This window comes from Streptomyces sp. SID3343 (genome assembly GCF_009865215.1).
Taxonomy (GTDB): Bacteria; Actinomycetota; Actinomycetes; order Streptomycetales; family Streptomycetaceae; genus Embleya.
The window spans coordinates 1-565 of sequence record NZ_WWJX01001541.1 but is presented as its reverse complement, the minus strand read 5'-3'; the positions used below and the strand labels follow the sequence as shown (position 1 = coordinate 565).

The following is a 565-nucleotide window of genomic DNA, read 5'->3' as shown; positions in this document are numbered from 1 at the left end:
TCCCGGCCCAGGCGGGCCGCCTCGGCCTGCGCGGCTTCCAGGGCGGCGGCGGCTTCCCGGCGCAGCGTCGCGGCGGCGGTCTCGGCTTCGGTGCGTAGTTGCTCGGTGTCGTGTTCGGTCCGCTCCAGCAGTGCGCGGGCCGCGGCCTGAGCCTCGGAGCGGGTACGGTCCGCGTCGGCCTCGCCCTGGGCCCGGGTCGTGACGGCCTCGGCCTTGGCGGCTTCCAGCGCGGCGGTGGCCTCCTGCCGGAGCGTGCGGGCCTCGCCGTCCGCCTGTTCGAGGATGCCGAGTGCGGTCTCCTCGCCCTCGGCGCGCATCTTGACGGCTTCGGCGTCGGCCTTCTCCAGCACCGAACGCGCGGTCGCCGTGGTCTCCTCGCGCAGCTTGCGGGCGAAGGCGTCCGCCTCCGTGCGCATCCGCTCGGCCTCGGCGTCGGCCTGTTCCAGGACGGAACGGGCCGTCTCGGTGGTCTTGGTACGCAGTGCCTGCGACGCGGCCTCGGCCTCGGTGCGCATGCGGGTGGCGTCGGTGTCGGCCTGTTCCAGGACCGATGCGGCGCGGGCGG

Annotated in this window: 1 pseudogene; it reads right to left on the bottom strand. The window is 75.8% G+C overall.

Annotated elements, in window-relative coordinates:
* A pseudogene (locus tag GT354_RS49100) lies at positions 1 to 565 on the bottom strand (hypothetical protein); the annotation flags it as partial.